General features: G+C 35.9%; 17 protein-coding genes and 1 pseudogene. 9 read left to right on the top strand and 9 right to left on the bottom strand.

Annotated features, from left to right (window positions below; genetic code table 11):
- Positions 1-90: 90 nt before the first annotated feature.
- Positions 91-1,296, bottom strand: a complete 1,206-nt coding sequence (locus E0W68_RS08525; protein WP_135219002.1) for an aminotransferase class I/II-fold pyridoxal phosphate-dependent enzyme — start codon at positions 1,294-1,296, stop codon at positions 91-93.
- Positions 1,297-1,472: 176 nt separating this feature from the next.
- Here E0W68_RS08525 and E0W68_RS08520 point away from each other — a divergent pair, with 176 nt between their 5' ends.
- The 6 genes from E0W68_RS08520 to E0W68_RS08495 all read left to right on the top strand — a co-directional run bounded on the left by E0W68_RS08520 (position 1,473) and on the right by E0W68_RS08495 (position 8,718).
- A complete protein-coding gene (locus E0W68_RS08520) occupies positions 1,473-1,931 on the top strand; it encodes an Lrp/AsnC family transcriptional regulator (RefSeq protein ID WP_135219001.1) in 459 nt (152 codons plus the stop codon).
- Positions 1,932-2,026: 95 nt separating this feature from the next.
- On the top strand, positions 2,027-3,433 hold the full coding sequence (gene lpdA / locus E0W68_RS08515) for a dihydrolipoyl dehydrogenase (RefSeq protein WP_135219000.1): 1,407 nt from the start codon (positions 2,027-2,029) through the stop codon (positions 3,431-3,433).
- A gap of 94 nt (positions 3,434-3,527) precedes the next feature.
- On the top strand, positions 3,528-4,817 hold the full coding sequence (locus tag E0W68_RS08510) for an anthranilate synthase component I family protein (RefSeq protein ID WP_135218999.1): 1,290 nt from the start codon (positions 3,528-3,530) through the stop codon (positions 4,815-4,817).
- Positions 4,818-4,860: 43 nt separating this feature from the next.
- Positions 4,861-6,171, top strand: coding sequence for a tRNA lysidine(34) synthetase TilS (tilS, locus tag E0W68_RS08505; RefSeq protein ID WP_135218998.1), 1,311 nt, complete (start codon positions 4,861-4,863; stop codon positions 6,169-6,171).
- 2 nt (positions 6,172-6,173) lie between these two features.
- The gene (locus E0W68_RS08500; RefSeq protein ID WP_135218997.1) at positions 6,174-8,135 is read left to right on the top strand and encodes a protein-disulfide reductase DsbD family protein; all 1,962 of its coding nucleotides are present in this window, start codon (positions 6,174-6,176) and stop codon (positions 8,133-8,135) included.
- A gap of 151 nt (positions 8,136-8,286) precedes the next feature.
- Complete coding sequence (locus E0W68_RS08495; protein WP_135218996.1) at positions 8,287-8,718, top strand: hypothetical protein; 432 nt, start codon at positions 8,287-8,289, stop codon at positions 8,716-8,718.
- Positions 8,719-8,742: 24 nt separating this feature from the next.
- Here the strand turns inward: E0W68_RS08495 and E0W68_RS08490 are convergent, their stop codons facing one another.
- The 5 genes from E0W68_RS08490 to E0W68_RS08470 form a co-directional block, all read right to left on the bottom strand.
- Entirely contained in the window at positions 8,743-9,804 is a 1,062-nt protein-coding gene (locus E0W68_RS08490) for a T9SS type A sorting domain-containing protein (RefSeq protein ID WP_135218995.1), read from the bottom strand.
- 166 nt (positions 9,805-9,970) lie between these two features.
- Positions 9,971-10,468, bottom strand: coding sequence for a hypothetical protein (locus E0W68_RS08485; protein WP_135218994.1), 498 nt, complete (start codon positions 10,466-10,468; stop codon positions 9,971-9,973).
- A gap of 75 nt (positions 10,469-10,543) precedes the next feature.
- Positions 10,544-11,917 carry an FAD-dependent oxidoreductase gene (locus tag E0W68_RS08480; protein WP_135218993.1) on the bottom strand — a complete coding sequence of 458 codons (1,374 nt, stop codon included), beginning with the start codon at positions 11,915-11,917 and terminating at the stop codon, positions 10,544-10,546.
- A complete protein-coding gene (locus E0W68_RS08475) occupies positions 11,907-13,148 on the bottom strand; it encodes a cation:proton antiporter (RefSeq protein WP_135218992.1) in 1,242 nt (413 codons plus the stop codon). The genes E0W68_RS08480 and E0W68_RS08475 overlap by 11 nt, the downstream gene beginning before the upstream one ends.
- Before the next feature lie 71 nt (positions 13,149-13,219).
- Positions 13,220-13,597 carry a PH domain-containing protein gene (locus E0W68_RS08470; protein ID WP_135218991.1) on the bottom strand — a complete coding sequence of 126 codons (378 nt, stop codon included), beginning with the start codon at positions 13,595-13,597 and terminating at the stop codon, positions 13,220-13,222.
- Between the two features lie 255 nt (positions 13,598-13,852).
- Between E0W68_RS08470 and E0W68_RS08465 the strand changes: the two genes are divergently transcribed.
- The 3 genes and pseudogenes from E0W68_RS08465 to E0W68_RS08455 all read left to right on the top strand — a co-directional run.
- A complete protein-coding gene (locus E0W68_RS08465) occupies positions 13,853-14,335 on the top strand; it encodes a hypothetical protein (RefSeq protein ID WP_135218990.1) in 483 nt (160 codons plus the stop codon).
- A 43-nt stretch (positions 14,336-14,378) separates the two neighbouring features.
- Complete coding sequence (locus E0W68_RS08460) at positions 14,379-14,861, top strand: hypothetical protein (protein ID WP_135218989.1); 483 nt, start codon at positions 14,379-14,381, stop codon at positions 14,859-14,861.
- A gap of 96 nt (positions 14,862-14,957) precedes the next feature.
- Positions 14,958-15,590, top strand: a pseudogene (locus E0W68_RS08455) (magnesium chelatase domain-containing protein); the annotation flags it as partial.
- A gap of 20 nt (positions 15,591-15,610) precedes the next feature.
- Here the strand turns inward: E0W68_RS08455 and E0W68_RS08450 are convergent.
- The 3 genes from E0W68_RS08450 to E0W68_RS08440 all read right to left on the bottom strand — a co-directional run bounded on the left by E0W68_RS08450 (position 15,611) and on the right by E0W68_RS08440 (position 18,995).
- Complete coding sequence (locus E0W68_RS08450; protein WP_135218988.1) at positions 15,611-16,336, bottom strand: imm11 family protein; 726 nt, start codon at positions 16,334-16,336, stop codon at positions 15,611-15,613.
- A gap of 62 nt (positions 16,337-16,398) precedes the next feature.
- Positions 16,399-17,127, bottom strand: coding sequence for an imm11 family protein (locus E0W68_RS08445; protein WP_135218987.1), 729 nt, complete (start codon positions 17,125-17,127; stop codon positions 16,399-16,401).
- A gap of 5 nt (positions 17,128-17,132) precedes the next feature.
- Positions 17,133-18,995, bottom strand: a complete 1,863-nt coding sequence (locus tag E0W68_RS08440; protein WP_135218986.1) for an AHH domain-containing protein — start codon at positions 18,993-18,995, stop codon at positions 17,133-17,135.
- Positions 18,996-19,073: the final 78 nt, after the last annotated feature.

Below are 19,073 nucleotides of genomic sequence, written 5' to 3'. Positions count from 1 at the left end.
TTGTGTTATTAGTAATAATATGTATGAAATAGTTACAAAAAAATCCGTTTCATTAACGAAACGGATTTTTTATAGTAATACTTTTATTTTTTATGCAGAAAGAATCCCAAGCTCTGCCATACAAGCTTTCATCATGTTGTAGGTACGTTCAATATCATTATCAAGACCTATAGAAAAACGGATAAGCCCATCGGTAAGCCCCATTTCTTTTTGTTCGTCTTCAGGAATTTCGCTGGATGTAGATGACCCCGGCGCGCTGAATAATGTTTTATAAAAACCAAGGCTTACCGCAAGGTAACCTAAGTTTTTATGTTGCATAAGTTCCATCAACTCGTTAGCCTTATCCAGTGTGCCTACATCAATAGTAAGCATACCGCCAAAACCATATTCCGGGTTAATTACACCTTTATACAGCTCATGGCTTGGGTGACTTGCCAATCCCGGATATACCGTTTTAAGCCCGTCTTTTTCAAAACGTTCTGCAAGGTACATGGCGTTATGGCTGTGTTGTTTTATCCTGATGTGCAGTGTACGCAGGTTTTTCAGGATGCTGGCAGCACGCAGGCTGTCCATTGTAGAACCCAACAGCATACTCGCACCATCATTCACATTACGAAGCGAATCAATAAATTCCTGAGTACCGCACACTACACCGCCTACAGTGTCACTACTACCATTTATAAACTTGGTAAGGCTGTGTATTACTATATCAGCGCCCATTTTGGCAGGAGCTACAGACAGGGGAGAGAATGTGTTATCAACTACCAGTTTCAGGTTGTGTTTTTTAGCTATTTTAGATAATCCTTCTATATCAGCAACTTCAAGTAATGGGTTACTAACGGTTTCGCAGTACAATACTCTCGTATTGGGAGTAATTGCAGCCTCTACCACATCAAGTTTTGTAATATCTACAAATGCGGTATTGATGTTTAACTTCGGTAAAAAGTTTTTCATAAACGCATACGTACCGCCATATATAGTGCGGCTCGATACAATATGGTCGCCCGCACCGCAAAGTTGCAGTAATACAGGGGTAATAGCACCCATACCTGAGGCAGCTACGTTAGCGGTTTCAGTACCTTCCATAGCGGCAAGTGCCTGACCTAAATATAGGTTACTGGGCGATGAATGACGTGAATACAGGTAACAACCTTCGGCATTACCTTCAAAAGTATCGAACATTGTTTTTGCCGAAAGGAACGTATAAGTGGAAGAATCGGAAATAGATGGGTTTACACCACCAAATTCGCCGAAATACTGTAAGTCCTGAATATTATCTGCGGGATTGAATTTCATAATATAAAAAGTTTGGGTTAGTAGTTTTGTTTTTGATTAATCAAAGAGAATAAAAACTAAGTAATAAATCAATATATAGGCAATTACTTAGATTAAAATTCTATAAATTTGCTTAATAATAGATTATTAATCTATTGAATAGGTGTTTGTACTATAAAACCCGAAAATTTTTCAGAATGAATTTAGATGCTACCGATAAAAAACTACTTATGTTGTTGCAAAAAGACAGCAGGCGTACTACGAAAGAGTTATCCTTAAAGTTAAACCTTTCGGTTACCGCGGTTTATGAGCGTGTGAAAAAATTAGAGCGCGAAGGTATTATCAGCAATTATGTGGCATTATTAGATCATAAAAAAGTACAACGGGCTTTTGGGGTGCTTTGCCACATCAAGTTGGTACAGCATACTAAAGAGTATCTTACCAAGTTTGAGCAGGAGGTTAAAAAACTGGATGAAGTACTGGAATGTTACCATGTGAGCGGTGATTATGATTATATTCTGAAAATATATGTAGATGACATGGAAGCATACAGGGAGTTTATGGTTACCAAACTTACCACTATACAACACATAGGCAGTACCCACAGTATATTTGTAATTAACGAAGTTAAGAATACCAATGTTATAGCGGTATAACTTTTACAACACTTTTTGTTTTTAAGTAGCCTAAACAAAAAAACTTCGCTAAATTTGCTCTACAAAAAATAAAATATACACAAAAAACTATACTTATGAGTTCATTTGACGTAGTCGTTATAGGTTCCGGTCCCGGCGGATATGTTGCAGCAATACGTTGCGCGCAGTTGGGTTTTACTACCGCAATCATCGAAAAATATCCGACACTTGGCGGTACTTGCCTTAATGTAGGCTGTATTCCATCAAAAGCATTATTAGATTCATCACACCATTACCACGATGCTACTTCGCATTTTGCAGAGCACGGAATTGATATTGCAGGAGAAATAAAAGTGAACTTTGAGCAAATGATAGCCCGTAAGCAAGGTGTAGTTGACCAAAATGTCAGCGGTATTAAATACCTGATGGACAAGAACAAAATTACTGTTCTGGAAGGTATAGGTTCATTTGAAGATGCTACTCATGTAAAAGTTACTAAAAACGACGGTTCGTCTGAAACGGTAGAGGCAAAGAATATCATTATTGCTACAGGTTCTAAACCATCAACGTTACCTTTTATAAAAATTGACAAAGAAAAAATAATAACTTCTACCGAAGCTTTAAAATTGAAAGAAGTACCTAAACACCTTGTTATTATAGGTGGTGGTGTTATTGGTCTGGAACTTGGGCAGGTATATCTTCGCCTTGGTGCACAAGTATCGGTAGTAGAGTATATGGATAGGATTATCCCTACTATGGATGCTTCTTTATCGAAAGAGCTTACCAAAGTACTTAAAAAGCAAGGTATGAAGTTCTACACTTCACACAAAGTGAAAGCGGTAGAAAGAAACGGTGATGATGTAAAAGTAGAAGCTGAAAATGCTAAAGGAGAAACTATTACGCTTGATGGCGATTACGCTTTAGTATCAGTAGGACGTCGTCCGTTTACCGAAGGGCTTGATGCTGATAAAGCAGGAGTAAAAATTTCTGAAAAAGGACAGATAGAAGTAAATGAGCATTTACAAACTAATATTGCTAACATATATGCTATAGGCGATGTAGTGCGTGGTGCAATGCTGGCACACAAAGCCGAAGAAGAAGGTGTATTTGTAGCTGAAACTATTGCCGGACAAAAACCACATATTGATTATAACCTTGTACCGGGTGTAGTATATACATGGCCGGAGGTTGCTGCTGTGGGTAAAACCGAAGAACAGCTTAAAGAAGCAGGGGTAGAATACAAATCAGGAAGTTTCCCATTCAAAGCATTAGGACGTTCTCGTGCCAGTATGGATACTGATGGTTTTGTAAAAATACTTGCCGATGCTAAAACAGATGAAGTATTGGGCGTACACATGATAGGTGCTCGTACCGCCGACCTTATTGCTGAGGCTGTAACAGCTATGGAGTTTAAAGCATCTGCAGAGGATATTTCAAGAATGAGCCACGCGCACCCAACCTATGCTGAGGCTGTTAAAGAAGCTGCTCTTGCTGCCACTGATAACAGACCATTACATATGTAATTTTTTTTCTTAAATAATATAAACCCACTCCTAAAAGAGTGGGTTTTTTAATACCCTGTATTTGTTGTATTTTTGATAGCTTTAAACCTGAAAAGTGAGAACCTCTATAATTAATACCTTACAAAACCCGAAGCATTTTAAAAAGCAGTTATTGCAATGGGCACAGCAGTTTCGCGAAGTTGTGTTTTTAGACAGTAATGACTACCACAGGCAGTATAACGATTATGATGCTATACTTGCTGTAGATGCCCTTACAGCCATACAAACCGATTATAACAATGCTTTTGAAGACCTTAATAGTTACCAGCAAGTAACAAAAGACTGGATTTTTGGCTATCTGGCTTACGATCTTAAAAATGACACAGAGAAATTACATTCTGATAATTTTGATGGATTAGGTTTTCCTGATATGTTTTTCTTTCAGCCGAAAAAGCTGTTTTTGTTGAAAGATGACAAACTGGAAATTGCCTACCTGAATATGTGTGATGATGAGGTTGACAGTGACTTGAATGAAATTAATAATTTCGAATTACGAATTACGAATGATGCTCAACAGGTAGTTGTTAATCAAAGAATCAGTAAAGAAAATTATATCGAGAAAGTAGTACAAATGCTGGAGCATATCCATAGAGGGGATATCTATGAGGCTAATTTCTGTATGGAGTTTTATGCCGAAGATACCATTATCAATCCGCTTGAAACCTACGAAAAACTCAACGCCATTTCCCAACCGCCGTTTGCTGCCTATCTCAAAAATAATAAGCAGTATTTATTCTCTGCATCTCCTGAGCGTTATTTAAAGAAAGAAGGAGAGAAGATAATTTCGCAACCCATAAAAGGCACAGCACGCAGAAGTGCAGATGTTACGGAAGATGAAGCTATAAAACAAGAACTGATTGTAAACGAAAAGGAACGCTCAGAAAATATCATGATTGTCGATTTGGTGCGAAACGACCTGTCACGTACCGCAGCAAAAGGCTCGGTACAAGTAGAAGAGTTATGCGCAGCTTATACGTTTAAGCAGGTACATCATTTAATTTCCACAGTTATATCGCAAATAGCAGAAGAACATACCCCTGTAGATGTTATAAAAACCAGCTTCCCAATGGGGAGTATGACAGGTGCGCCAAAAATATCGGCTATGGAAATTATAGAAAAACTGGAAGAAACCAAACGCGGTTTATATAGCGGTTCAGTAGGCTATTTTACCCCTAACGGCGATTTCGATTTTAATGTGGTTATCCGAAGCATTTTGTATAATGCTGTCAATAAATATGTTTCATTTTCTGTAGGAAGCGCCATAACATCAAAATCACACCCTGATAAGGAGTATGAAGAATGCCTGCTAAAAGCAAAGGCAATGCGAAATGCATTGGAAGTGTAAGCTGCCTGACAATTTTATTCTCTATTATTTCTTACTTTTGAAAATGCTTACGAAACTTCAAAACCATCTTAAACAAAACTTACCTTTTTTGGAGGGTAAAAAACTGCTGCTCGCTGTTAGCGGAGGGATAGACAGTATGGTTTTGGTACACCTTTTTAAGGTGTTAAATTATGATGTTACTATAGCCCACTGCAACTTTAACCTGAGAGGGGAGGAGAGTAATGGAGATGAAATATTTATTAAAAAATACACTGAGCACAACAATATTAATTTTTTTGTAACTCATTTTGATACAGTAGGTTTTGCTAATGATAATAAACTATCTATTCAGGTAGCGGCAAGACAGTTGAGGTATATGTGGTTTTACGAATTATTAGAGGAAAATAATCTCGATTACTTACTTACGGCTCATCATCTTGATGATAATCTTGAGACTTTTCTTATCAACTTCATACGTGGCACAGGTATTGATGGACTCACGGGAATACCGGAGCAGAATGAAAAAATAGTTCGCCCGTTGTTGCCTTTTTCGCGAGAGGAAATTTTGGCTTATGCTAACGAACATCACATTGTTTGGAGGGAAGATAGCAGTAACGCATCCGATAAATATTTGCGTAATAAACTAAGGCACGATGTAATTCCTGTTTTACGGTCGCTGAATCCTTCATTGTCTGATTCTTTTCAGGATACATTGAGTTACCTGCAACAGGCAAAATCGTTGGTGGAGGATGCTTCCGTATTAGTATATAAGCAAGTGGTAACCGAGAAAGAGAGGCAAAAAGTTTTTGACATTAATGCGCTAAAAAGGCTACCTAATTATAAGGCATATTTGTACCAATGGTTACAGCCGTTTGGCTTTACAGCTTGGAATGATATATATGATTTGCTGACAGCACAGTCGGGCAAACAGGTATTGGCAAACGGATACAGGCTTTTGAAAGACAGGGAAACGCTATTGCTTGAACCTGAAAAAAATCAGGATACAGCAGTATATCAAATAGAGGAGGGGCAGGAAGCAATAGATTATCCTGTATCATTGAGATTTCAAAAAGTAACTGAATATTATAAAGAATCAACAAAAAATGAGATTTTTGTTAATTATGAATTGATAAAATTTCCTTTATTTGTGAGAAAATGGCAAGAAGGTGACTATTTTTGTCCTTTCGGAATGGATGGGCAAGCCAAAAAACTTTCTAAGTTTTTTAAAGACGAAAAAATGTCATTATCAGAGAAAGAAGATACATGGTTTTTATGTTCTGAAGATAAAATTATATGGATTATCGGCAGGCGTGCCGATGACCGATTTAAAGTAACGGATAACACAACACAAATTTTAAAAATAGAGGTTATATAACAATGAAAAAACTCACATATTTTGTTTTTATGCTGTTCGCTTTTATAACAGCAAATGCCCAGATATTAGATCCCGCAAAGTGGACATCTAAAGTCGAAAAAAAATCAGATACCGAATATGTACTTATATTCGATGCCGTTATAGAAGAACATTGGCATGTTTATTCTCAGTTTACTGCCGATGGCGGTGTTTTACCACTCGAAGTACTTTTTAATAATGATAAAGGCAACTATGAGCCAGTAGGCAAAGCGGAAGAAAGTGAGACAATCACATCATTTAATGATGTTTTTGGAGTTGATGAAACCTATTTTAATGAGAAGGCACAGCTAAGGCAGACTATAAAAGTAACTAATCCGGAGAATACTATTATACAGGTAGAGTTATCATATCAGGCATGTAAAGAGGTATGTATTCAGCAAAATAAACTGTTTGAAATAAACCTTAAAACATTAGCCACAAAAGAGGTACAAAATTTTGAGGAAGTTGCGGTTGCATCGCCAAATAATGATAAAGGAGAGGGTGCCAAAGGCACTTCTGAAAAAGAGGAAGATAAAAGAGGTTTACTCACCATATTTTTGTTAGCTTTCGCAGGAGGTCTTACAGCATTGCTTACTCCATGTGTATTTCCTATGATACCTATGACGGTAAGTTTTTTTACAAAACAAAGTAAAAATCGTGCAGCCGGTATCAGAAACGCTATTTTTTATGGCATATCTATTATTATAATCTATGTAATTCTGGGTTCGGTAGTAACAGCTATTTTTGGAGCAGACTCTCTTAATGCGCTCTCAACCAATGTATGGTTTAACTTAGCGTTCTTTGTATTGCTTATTGTTTTTGCCGCCTCGTTTCTCGGGGCTTTCGAAATTATGTTACCTAATTCATGGGCAAATAAGATAGATAAACAAGCCGACAGAGGTGGTTTTATAGGAATTCTTTTTATGGCATTAGCTTTAGCCATTGTGTCTTTTTCCTGTACAGGACCCATTGTAGGTACATTATTGGTAGAAGCAGCTTCAAAAGGCGGTATAGCTCCTATAATAGGTATGCTTGGTTTTTCGTCAGCACTGGCATTGCCTTTCATGCTTTTTGCGATGTTTCCCGGTTGGCTTAACTCATTACCAAAATCAGGAGGTTGGCTTAATACGGTAAAAGTATTTTTAGGTTTTTTAGAATTAGCATTTGCGTTTAAGTTCCTTTCTAATGCCGACTTGGTTTTACAGTTGCATATATTGGAGCGTGAAACCTTCTTAGCGATATGGATTGCTGTTTTTGGCGTTATGGCATTATATCTTTTCGGTAAAATTACATTACCGCACGATAGCCCCTTAAAAGCAATCTCTGTAGGAAGGCTATTTTTAGGTCTGCTTGTATTGTCTTTCACAGTATATCTCATACCGGGTTTATGGGGAGCACCGCTAAAACTTATCAGTGGTTTTCCGCCACCGGCAAGCTATAGCGAGTCGCCCTTTGGTTTTGGTGGCGCTAATGCAATGGGATCGGATCAGGAATTACCCGACGGGGCAAAACTTGGGGCTCATAATATTATAGCTTTTGAAGATTACGAGGAGGGACTTGCTTATGCAAAAGAAATAAACAAACCCGTACTTATCGATTTTACGGGATATGCCTGTGTAAACTGCCGTAAAATGGAAGATTACGTATGGTCTGACGAAAGGATACTTTCTATACTTAAAAATGATGTGGTACTGATTTCATTATATGTTGATTATAAGAAAGAATTATCCGAAAGCGAGCAATACATTTCTGAAACAACAGGCAAAAAAATAAAAACTATAGGTAATAAATGGAGCGATTTCCAGATAACCCGATATAAAGCTAACGCGCAACCTTATTATGTGCTGATAAACCTTGAAGAAGAAAATCTTAATGATCCTATAGGTTATACTCCCGATATAGAGGAATATGAAACGTGGCTCAAATCAGGAATAGAAAATTTTTAAGAAAATAAAAAATCCCCATTTAGGGGATTTTTTTATACCCCCTGTGTAATAGTTGTAAGTACTATTAAAATTTTAACATATCGAATATTTATCGAATTATTAATTATTTTATATTTGAATCATACTCGACAAAAAATTATAAACAATTATTATGAAAACAAAATCTATCATCAAGCTACAGTTTATTTTTTTAGCTGTATGCGTGTTTGCCACTACCTTAGCTATGGCAAACATTTTTAGTAAACAACCTATTCAGGAACAGTACACCATTGAAACGGCTCTGATTGAACCTGCAGTGGAGGAGAATGGTTATTGTAATAAGCTTAGGATTAACATCAGCAGAACCGATGAAGGCGGAACGAAATGGTTAGTCCATACTGCTACAATCCTAACCGGTGCCAATTGTGCATCTGACGGTAAGGTATTAAGCAGTACTACCTATAATGTAAAAGATTATATTGTAGAAGATCCGGAAATATCAGGAGTTCCCATTACCGATTTTTTTGATGCCAATCCGGATATGTTTCCTGCCTATATCCAATCAAGAGATAACCGTAAAGCAAGCAGTATATTTAAAAAATAAAACAATCCCCTAAATGGGGATTGTTTATTTAAAGATTAGTCTCTGTTTTATAGTTTTACCATTTTTAAGTTTAATGATTATTATGTAATATCCTGAAGTTAGATCTGAAACATTTAGGGAGTTTAAACTGTTATTAAAAGTTTTTATTTTTTGACCTAATATATTATAGAGTTCAATATTTCGGATATTATCTTCTTCAATATTAGTAGAAATTTCCAGTCTTTCCGAAACAGGGTTTTTTATTCTGAAAAATGTCTTATTGGCTTGAACCACATTAGTATTTAACTCGCCACAGGTTTCTGTTACGTTCGTTAAGTCATATACAGACGCTGCACCTAAAACTTTACCGGGCATAGTAAAATAAAATTCACATCCCGTATCTACAAGTGTTTGATTTACCATATCTATCTCTATCAACTTTGTAGTTGTTCCCAAACGTCCAAAACAATATGTTTTAGAAGAAGTACCGTAGTTAATAGAAAAAGTATTAAACATATCTATAACCGTATTTATTTCGATACCTTCAAGAGACATATATAAGCAACTTTCAGAAGGATTATTTAAATTTATTTCATATATACCGGTATAAGAAGACTCTGAGTTATTGTCTATTTCTCTTCCAGCCATATAAAGTTTGTTCTCGTAAAAAAACAGATCTCCTATTGATTGTAAATTTCCCAAGCTTGCTTCATATACTAATTCGAATGTAGAGATATCATATATTGAGAGATGGGTGTGCGCCATATAAATAAAATTATCATCAGCTACCAATGAATTACCACCATGCTCCATATTTTCAATAACTAACTCACAGGCTTCATTACTGTTTAAGTTTTTTCTGTATAAGTTATTTGAATAATAATTGGTAATAAAATATATATTTTCATAATCATTCATGGCTATATCGGCACCAAGATCATCAATACCTTCAGAACATTGGTCATCTATTAAGGTTATCTCGCAAGTAGCTATGTCAACTTCAAACAATCTGTTAAAGGGAGAATTTGCACGTATTATATAACATTTTTGGGCAACACAATTAAAAGTTAATAGCACAATTGGTATAAAGAAGATTAGTTTTTTCATAAAAATAATTTTATATGCCTATAATAGGCTTTTTGGAAGCCAAGTATTCTTATCATTAGTTAAATAATACAGTATATCAAGCCTCTGGTAAAAAATTTTCAAACGTGATACCGGTTAAAATATATGTTTTAAATAGGGTATAGAGAGTTTTTTATTTACGGAATTGCTATACTTTGTTTAAAAACTCTTCCAGTTTATTTTTCTCATTAGCCTCTACCAGCTTTTTTATTTTGCCTTTTACTTTTATATTGTTGTTAGGATTAGCAACATATTCAGCTATTATTTTCCATGTCTGTACTTTTGAGTCATCAGTACTTTCATAAACCTTATTTTCAATTTGATATTTCGCCATAGCTGCAATATATAAAGCGCTATAATTTACATCATCATCATCCAGAATTATCATAGAATTATCCAGAGAAAAAGTATAATCAGGGCTTGCCTCCATCCATTTTATCAGGAATGCTATCGAACTTTTACGGTCAGCCTCTTTAAAATTAATAGGTGTTTTTAATAAAAAATTCGCTGCTTGCAGGGCAGTTGCATCAGCAGCTCTTGTATTTTTTTCATTGTTTAAAGGATACTTGCTGAAATCGGGTGCTGACTGTGCATGAGTTGTTACTATTGCCAAAAATAATGCAAAGGAAAATAGAATTTTTTTCATTGTGAGGATTGTTTTAAAGGTTCGTCATAAAAATAATATTTAATCCGTATCCTTTACTATATCTGTTCAAAATACTTAAATTTTTTTTATCAGATGTCTTGCTGCAGTTTGTACAGGATCCCAAACGGGAGAGAATGGAGGGGCATAAGAGAGGTCAAGATCAATAATGTTTTGTAGTGTGAGTCGATGGGTTAATGCCGTAGCCAGTACATCAATACGCTTTGCGGCGCCTTCTTCTCCTATTATTTGTCCGCCCAAAAGTCGTCCGCTCTTTTTCTCGGCAATGAGTTTCACTGTAATATCTTTTGCATTCGGATAGTAGTGAGCACGTGTCTTACTGTCTATTATTCCGGTTACATACTCTATATTCATAGCATCAAGCTCTTTTTCTAAAAGCCCTGTGCGAGCTACTTCATATCGGCATATTTTGCAAACTGCCGTACCCACCGCCCCGGGAAATAAAGTTTCTTCGCCTGCTATACTACTTCCTGCCACTAAGCCTGTTTTATTGGCTACAGTTCCTAATGCAATATACATAGGTTTTTGGCTCACAATATTAAACGTTTCAGTACAATCGCCTGCTGCCCATACATCAGGAATATTAGTTTGCATTTGCGCGTTTACTTTTATAGCATTTGCAACACCCAATTGTATACCCGACCCTTTTAAAAAATCAGTATTAGGCGATGATCCCATGCCGAGTATTACCATGTCAGCAGTAATCGTTCTTTTATCAGATGTTACACCAACAACTCGGTTATTTACTGTTTTAAAACCTGTTAAGCTCTCATTACAATATAGTGTAACTCCTAAATTTTTGATGGCATCAGATATTTTTATGCCCATGTCAGGATCAAGTGTAGCCATTACCTGTTCGGAACGATTTATTATTGTTACTTTCAGTCCGCGCATCAACAATGCTTCTGCCATTTCAAGACCTATGTAACCACCACCAATGATTACCGCAGCCTTAGGTTTTTCAGTTTCAATAAAGTTCTCAACTTTAATACCGCTTTTAAGTGTAGAAATCCCAAAAATACCTTCAGCATCTTTTCCTTCCATATCGGGACAAAAGGCTTTACCTCCGGTAGCAATAAGCAACTGGTCGTACTCCTCCCAAAATTCGGTATCATTACCAATATCAAATACTTTTACTTTTTTATTCTTAGTATCTACGTTTGTTACCCTATGTAACGTTTTTACATTTATATTATATTTATTTCTGAATTCTTCAGGACTACGAACAATAAGCTCTTCGGCTGTTTTTACAATTTCAGAAATAAAATACGGAATACCACAAGCAGAGTAGGAGGTGTAGCGCGATTGTTCAAAAACAATTATTTCTCTGTCGGGTTGCTCTCTTCTTACTTTTGATGCTGCCGACATCCCTGCCGCATCGCCACCTATTATAACTAACTTATTTCCTTTATCTTTTTTATTATGAGTCATAAATATTAATTCTTTTTTGGATAATGTGTGCTGTTAGTCCGTGTATTAAAACCGAGAAAAATATGGTTGCTATGGTTATATCAAAAAGCTTTTCGGCATCTTTAAATTCTGCAGAAGTTAAGGCATACGCCAGATAAAATATTGAGCCAATTCCTCTTATTCCATAAAATGATAAAACAAACTTTTGAAAGGGGTTTAGGTTGCTTCTTATAAATGAGGTATAGCCGGCCACAGGTCTTACCACGAGTATCATTATCAGGGCTACGGCAACTATACCTGGATTAAGCAATATATAATAATGCGAAGCGATAAAAATACCGGTTATGATAAATATAACAGCAACAACCAGACTTTCAAGTTCTTCATTAAAATCGTGGAGGCTGTCCATATGCTTGTCAAACTTCTCATAACGGCTAAACATGCACGCAGCTATAAATACAGCAATAAAACCATAGCCACCCACAATTTCGGTAAGTGCATAAGGCAGCAGTGTAAGTGCAAGAGATAATATGCCACGGCTTATTTTACTTAGCATGCTCTTTTTGGCAATGTTAAAAATAATTTTGAATAACGTCCAGCCTGTAAGTAAGCCCACTACTAAAGCAATACCAATTTTAAAGATAACATAATGCCATAGCCATTCGCCAACCCAAGTTTCAATATTAAAGCCATATTGTGCTGCCATTATTGCAAAATACGTAAACGGGAATGCAAGTCCGTCATTTAAACCTGCTTCAGATGTTAGCCCCAAGCGGATTTTGGAGGTGTCTTCTTCGCTGGGTTGTGAGGTTTGTAACTCTCCTGCCAAAACAGGGTCGGTAGGTGTTATAAGTGTGCCAAACAGTATAGCTGTGACCGGAGCAAGACCTGCTATCCACCAACCCAGACAGGCTGCTGCAACCATAGTAATAGGAAATGCAATTATCAGTAAACGAAAAGAGCTGCGCCAAGTATGCCACCGGAAAGGTTCTTTTATTTTTAAACCCGCATTAGTGAGCGATATGATAATCACAAACTCTGTTACATGTTTTATGGTTTCCATATATTGCATGGGGTTGAAAAAGAAGCGCAACAGCAAAAAATAGCTCGCAATACCGCAAAGTATATAGACTATAGGAGCCGATACTATTTTGTTTTGCATAACAACCGGCACTATAGCTGCTAACAATGCTATGATACCGGTAGCAAGCAGTATAAAATTATATTCTTCCGGTTTAAAATATTCGGGCATATGTATAGTATAATTAGCCAAAACAGTATTTAAATAAACACTTGGCTAAATGTATTTTTGTTATTGTCGATTTATCCTAAAATATATTGGCTAAGTACCTGATATACTTCGTTTATATTATTGTCTTTTCCAAATTGTTTTTTTATGGGTGTGGTTTCGCCCCGAACCCAAATTTTCAATTCTGCATCAAGATCCATTAACCCTGCACTTTCTTTAGAAAACTTAATGATACTGGAATAGGGTATAGATTGATAGTCTATCTTAGAACCTGTAAGCCCCTGTTTATCTACCAATATTAATCTCTTGTTTGTAAAAACAAACATATCACGAATAACCTTGTAAGCTTTTACAATGGTTTCCCCCTCAATCAATAAAGGGGAAAATTCCTGTTGCACTTTTTCTGCAGAAATTTCCGAAGCTTGTCCTAATAGTGCGTTAAATATTCCCATATAGTGCTTTATTATAATGAATATCTTAAAGTTAAAAAGTTATTTGTAAAAGTTGTGTATGTAGGATTATTTTTAAGTGTAATTTATGATTTCATCTCTATTCAGGGTATTTTTTTTATATCACTGTTTAATACTTATAAATACTATTAAAACTTTAACATATCGAATATTTATCGAATTATTAATTATTTTATATTTGAAATATAATCAACAAAAATTATAAACAATTATTATCTTAACAAATCCATTTAAATTATGACAAACGTACTTATTTCCAAACTTGGAGCATTTTTATTGCCTATGGCATTTTTAACGAGTAATCCCGGCTCTGTTGTTACTCAAAAAATCGCTTCGCCAATCCCTTTAGCTGAAAAGTTACTAAATTTTGAAAATCAAGAAAATTTTAATAATCAAGACAGTTACACATATAGTGCGGAGGCTGATTTTGTTAATACGCATAAAGAGGGATGTCTTTCAATTCAAATAAGAGTTTATGCTACTAACACATCTACTGGGCAAAGAAGACTAATCCATTCCGCATTAGTTTTGAGTGGTCATGGATGTGGGGAGTTAGACGGGCGTGTATTGCTGAGCAGTACTTTCTTTGGAACTTATTCTTTACCTGATTATCTTGTGGAAGACCAAAAACCCGATGATAAGCCTATTATACCCTTTTTAAAAGAACATCCTGAAGTTTATGAGCAATATGTTTTAAAAAGAGAAGAATTACAAAATTAAAATTACCCAACTTAAAATAATCTAAACAATCAAATTATCAATTATGAAAAAAAAATCATTACATGCGTTCATTCAAAAACTATTTATTGTTTCACTTTTATTCTTTTTAGTAATTGGAGTTCAGTCCTGTTCCAATGACAGTGAAATAAACAACGATGAAAATGCTGTAAAAGCAACAACTGAATTCTCTACAAAATCTACTGAACCGGTTGTAAGACTGGATGGAACTTTTGTAGAAGTCGATTTAATAAGCTGGGGAAATAGCTGTTTCAGATATCAAGTGAGGATTGTAGTTGTGCATGAAGGCAGAAGGAGTATAGGGCATTCAGCTATTATTCAAACAGGAGCAGGGTGTGATGAAGAAGGCTTAGTTACTAATAGTTACGAAGGCGATTATAAAGGCGATTTTATTATTAAAGATGAGCTTCCTACGGGACAACCAATAAGAACTTACTTTGACAATAATCAGGATGTTTACCAAGACTATGTGAATGAGAGAGATAAAGTAATTGCAGATATAAGGTAAGCTTTAAACAAAATACAAATAATAAAAAGGATAGCTATCAGCTATCCTTTTTTTATCAATAATTTTCCTTATTTTCGACCCTATAAAAATTATGATATGCTCGTAAAAGTTTTCGGGAGCGCAGTGTTTGGTGTAGAAGCCACAACCATTACAGTAGAGGTAAATATTGATAAAGGCATTGGTTATCATTTGGTAGGACTGCCCGATAATGCTATAAAAGAAAGTAGCTACCGTATTGCTGCCGCTCTAAAAAATAACAGTTACCAGCTTCCCGGAAAAAAGATTACCATAAACATGGCTCCTGCCGATTTGCGTAAAGAAGGCTCTGCCTACGACCTCACGCTTGCCATAGGCATACTCGCAGCGAGCGGGCAGATAAAAGCCGATGAGATAGACAAATATATTATAATGGGTGAACTTTCGCTTGATGGCGGTTTGCAACCCATAAAAGGAGTATTGCCTATTGCCATAAAAGCAAAAGAAGAAGGGTTTAAAGGCTTTTTTCTGCCAAAGCAAAATGTAAAGGAGGCTGCAATAGTAGCAGGTTTGGATGTGTATGGCGTAGAGAATGTAACCGAAGTGATTGATTTTTTTGAGGGCAGGGGTACACTCGAACCTACTATTATAAATACTCGCGAAGAGTTTTATAAAACTATCGATTTTCCTGAGTTTGATTTTAGTGATGTAAAAGGACAGGAAAGTATAAAGCATTGTATGGAAACAGCCGCTTTAGCGGCTGTTTTTTAACTTTACCAGGACTTACCATAAACTTTTTCCCTCTCTCCACCAGACACCACCCATTCATTATAGGATAATTCAATAGGCTGAAATTCAATACCAGTACAACCGGCATCTTCTATTTCCTTTTTAAGTTTTTCAGATACCACGAAACTTATACCTCCAAAAGTTCTTTGTAACACAAAAAAATCTTTATCCAAACTCTCTTCTTTTAGATATATTTTCTCTATAGTCACAATCTCTATCTTTTTATCTGCCTCTTCTATTTCAGAGTTAAATTGATTTAAATCTTTTACCTCTAAATCTTCTACATATGTTCCGCCTCCAACTTTTTTTCTTCTGATTATTATTTTACTTTTATTAAAATCTACAAATTGATTTAAACTTTCGTATGGATTTACCACCCAATACTCCTCATCCTCAATGCCTTTATGAAAGACTGAGTTCCTGAAATACTGAATTCCATAATCATTTTTTTGAAGATAACTTTTAAGTTTGGTACTTATCAAAATTTTACGCGATAATTGTCCACCACCTTCAATTAAGTCTGTTTTGTTAGCCTTAGCAAATAATACCGGATTAACAGGAATGGGCTCAAAATCTACTTTCTCGAAATGTATTCTCCCTATAAATTTAGGATCTTCAATACTCCCATGATAGATATACTCTTTTATTGTGCTGTTACCCGCTCCTCTAATTTTTGTATTGAGGGTATAATTTAATCTAAAATATTTCATACCTAAAAATTTAAATTAATGAAGATTGGTAAAAACAGCCGCCGAAGCGACTGTTTTTTAATCTACCAAGACCTACCGTAAACCTCATCTCTAGGTCCGTCTCTTTTTACCCATTCGTGATATGATAACTCGCTGGATTGAAATTCAATACCCGTACAACCGGCATCTTCCATTTCTTTTTTTAATTTTTCAGAAACAAAATAACCAGCCCCTCCTTCTATATATCTAAGAATAAAAAAATCTTCTTTTATATCCTTTTTCAGAGAAATTTTCTTAACGTGTAGTATCTCTCTATTAGTTCTAGCTTCCTCTATTCTTTCATTAAAGTTATCAATATCTGAAATGTTAATAATTTCAGGTACTTTCCCCGGTTCTTCTTTTTTTTTCTTCCAAAGAATTATTTCACTACCACTATAATTAATATATTCATTATTTGCAATATACATATTCAATAGCCAGAAATCGTTGTACTCAATACCATTCTGAAATACACTACATTGAAAAAACTGCATACCATCATCTCTATACTGTTCCAAAATGAGTTTTAATTTCCCACTAATTAAGACAGTAAAGGTTGAACCCATACCAAATGGAGCTATTAAATCTGTAAGTATAGCTTTAGGGTGTAAGACCGGGTTAGCAACAACAGGTTCAAAATCAACTTTAGTATAATAAACTCTATCCACAAAGTTATGAGCTTCTACATCTCCATTATAAATAACTTCTTTCACTTGGGGAATTTTCCCCATATGTTTCTCATTAATACTGGATTGAATTCTAAAATATCTCATATAATTTAAAAATTTATTTCATTTAGATGCTTGGTAGGATTATTTATAATCGCAGCTTTTGCTTGTGCAATTATATCTGTTAGCTCATCATAACATTCTGCAGGAGTAGCACTTGGATTTTCTTGAAGATATGTCTGTAATTTACCATAAATTTTATTGTTATATGCCTGATGGTTGGGTTGATTACGCCATGCCGCTACAGGTATCCCATTAAGAGCACTATCTATATGAAAACCTTCATTACCTGTATGTTTTGCGGCACGTTGTACCACAGGATGCCCTGTTATAATATCAGCCCTTGATATAATATGGTGTGCCTGCCGTGGGTCGCCCGGCACCAGCCCACAGGCTTGCCTAAACTTTTTACTGTTTCGCGCACCAAAATCGATAATATTGTCAGCACCTTTTACTAAAAACAGCAACCCGTCAGCCCGCTTTGCCATTTTTACCCCTGCGGCAAACCACCCCGCAACAGGTATAGCCGAGGCATAACTTAGCGAAGCATTAATACCATCGCCCTCTATGGTATAAATAATGCCGTTGGCAACATCGGCAATTTCGCCATAAACAGGAACAAAACCAACAATATCGAGTGCTAAGTGCAGCATTTCTTTAGTAGCTTCCAAATATACCCTAACAGTAGAATATTCCGGATGTTCCAGCTTTATTTGGGCACAATATAATGTAAAATAAAAGTCAAATCCGGGACTAACCGCACTATTTGAAAGGTCAGCATCAATATAAGGGTCTATAATACTATAAAAATCATTATCTATCGGGTTGGTAAAATACCCATTAGTCAATACCTCGGTTGCAGCCTGAAATGCCAGCAAGTTATCCGCATCAGTAAGGTCAATAGCTACAGCCGTTTCCAAAAATTCTTTTGCAAACTGTTTACTTTCCACACTAAAATTCTCATTATCTAAATAGGCTGTTATGTCATTATAAGTCGCTTGATTAGCTAATGCCCATTGTTGCTGCTGGGGGCTAAGCTCTGAAAAAAACGTTTGATACAAACTTACTAATACCGGTTGTGTAACGATGGTTTGTCCCTCTACAAAGCTATAACTGGGGTCAGGTTGAGAACCGCCAGAGCCACTTCCGCCTCCGGTGTTACCTCCATTATTCCCAGAACCATCATCGTTTCCTGAACCACCACCCGAACCACCTGAACCGCCTGAACCACTACCTCCGGGACCGCCGATAGCATTACCGTCACAACCTACATATACATAGCTTAATGTTGATTCCTCAATAACCCATGTACTGCCTCCTACCTGGCAATTAGGATTTCCGGGTTCATGTTCATTCCCCGCTTCGCATCGCCATTTCCCCACATAGTTTTGTACTGCTTCAAAACAACTAATGTTAATTAGTCCGCCTCCGTTTCCTGATACTAAAGGAACTATTTGAGTTTTGGAAAGTATGGTTTCAGTAGGTAGTTTATCCAATTCGGCAAGTTCTACGGTGGTAAAATCATACTTGAAATAATATCCGTTATACTCCCCATCAGCAGGGCGATATTCTAAAACTATATTTTCAATTTCGTTACTTGTTCTAATATCTCTGCGGGTGTTAAAAGTAAAGGTATGTTTCCCATCATACTCTGCATAGAGTGCTACCTCATCTTCGATATAAAGGTCAGGGTCAATATTTTCTTTTAATCGTGTTAACTCTTGGTTTACAACCGCTGAATTGGGGTAGTTTTCTTTATTTAGCTTTTTGTAAACAATTTCACTTGCCGGGAGCGATTTTGGTTTAACACCAAATTGTCGGGCTTCGGGGGTTACATCATTATTATCTGACGAACAAGAAAAAAATGATAATGCTGCCGTGCCTAAAAGCACAGATAAAAGGAATTTTTTCATAATTGTTAATAATTAATTGGTTGATAAATACTTAAGATAAAGCATGATAACTTTATCTGCCACAATAATAACAAATAA

The organism is Flavobacterium salilacus subsp. salilacus, assembly GCF_004634195.1.
Lineage (GTDB): Bacteria > Bacteroidota > Bacteroidia > Flavobacteriales > Flavobacteriaceae > Flavobacterium > Flavobacterium salilacus.
Note: the sequence above shows the minus strand (reverse complement) of the source record. Positions and strands in the feature narration are given on the sequence as shown.

Coding starts and splice junctions, on each gene's coding strand:
- E0W68_RS08525 (WP_135219002.1), bottom strand. CDS start 1,296: ATGAAATTCAATCCCGCAGATAATATTCAGGACTTACAGTATTTCGGC.
- E0W68_RS08520 (WP_135219001.1), top strand. CDS start 1,473: ATGAATTTAGATGCTACCGATAAAAAACTACTTATGTTGTTGCAAAAA.
- lpdA (WP_135219000.1), top strand. CDS start 2,027: ATGAGTTCATTTGACGTAGTCGTTATAGGTTCCGGTCCCGGCGGATAT.
- tilS (WP_135218998.1), top strand. CDS start 4,861: ATGCTTACGAAACTTCAAAACCATCTTAAACAAAACTTACCTTTTTTG.
- E0W68_RS08500 (WP_135218997.1), top strand. CDS start 6,174: ATGAAAAAACTCACATATTTTGTTTTTATGCTGTTCGCTTTTATAACA.
- E0W68_RS08495 (WP_135218996.1), top strand. CDS start 8,287: ATGAAAACAAAATCTATCATCAAGCTACAGTTTATTTTTTTAGCTGTA.
- E0W68_RS08490 (WP_135218995.1), bottom strand. CDS start 9,804: ATGAAAAAACTAATCTTCTTTATACCAATTGTGCTATTAACTTTTAAT.
- E0W68_RS08485 (WP_135218994.1), bottom strand. CDS start 10,468: ATGAAAAAAATTCTATTTTCCTTTGCATTATTTTTGGCAATAGTAACA.
- E0W68_RS08480 (WP_135218993.1), bottom strand. CDS start 11,917: ATGACTCATAATAAAAAAGATAAAGGAAATAAGTTAGTTATAATAGGT.
- E0W68_RS08475 (WP_135218992.1), bottom strand. CDS start 13,148: ATGCCCGAATATTTTAAACCGGAAGAATATAATTTTATACTGCTTGCT.
- E0W68_RS08470 (WP_135218991.1), bottom strand. CDS start 13,597: ATGGGAATATTTAACGCACTATTAGGACAAGCTTCGGAAATTTCTGCA.
- E0W68_RS08465 (WP_135218990.1), top strand. CDS start 13,853: ATGACAAACGTACTTATTTCCAAACTTGGAGCATTTTTATTGCCTATG.
- E0W68_RS08460 (WP_135218989.1), top strand. CDS start 14,379: ATGAAAAAAAAATCATTACATGCGTTCATTCAAAAACTATTTATTGTT.
- E0W68_RS08450 (WP_135218988.1), bottom strand. CDS start 16,336: ATGAAATATTTTAGATTAAATTATACCCTCAATACAAAAATTAGAGGA.
- E0W68_RS08445 (WP_135218987.1), bottom strand. CDS start 17,127: ATGAGATATTTTAGAATTCAATCCAGTATTAATGAGAAACATATGGGG.
- E0W68_RS08440 (WP_135218986.1), bottom strand. CDS start 18,995: ATGAAAAAATTCCTTTTATCTGTGCTTTTAGGCACGGCAGCATTATCA.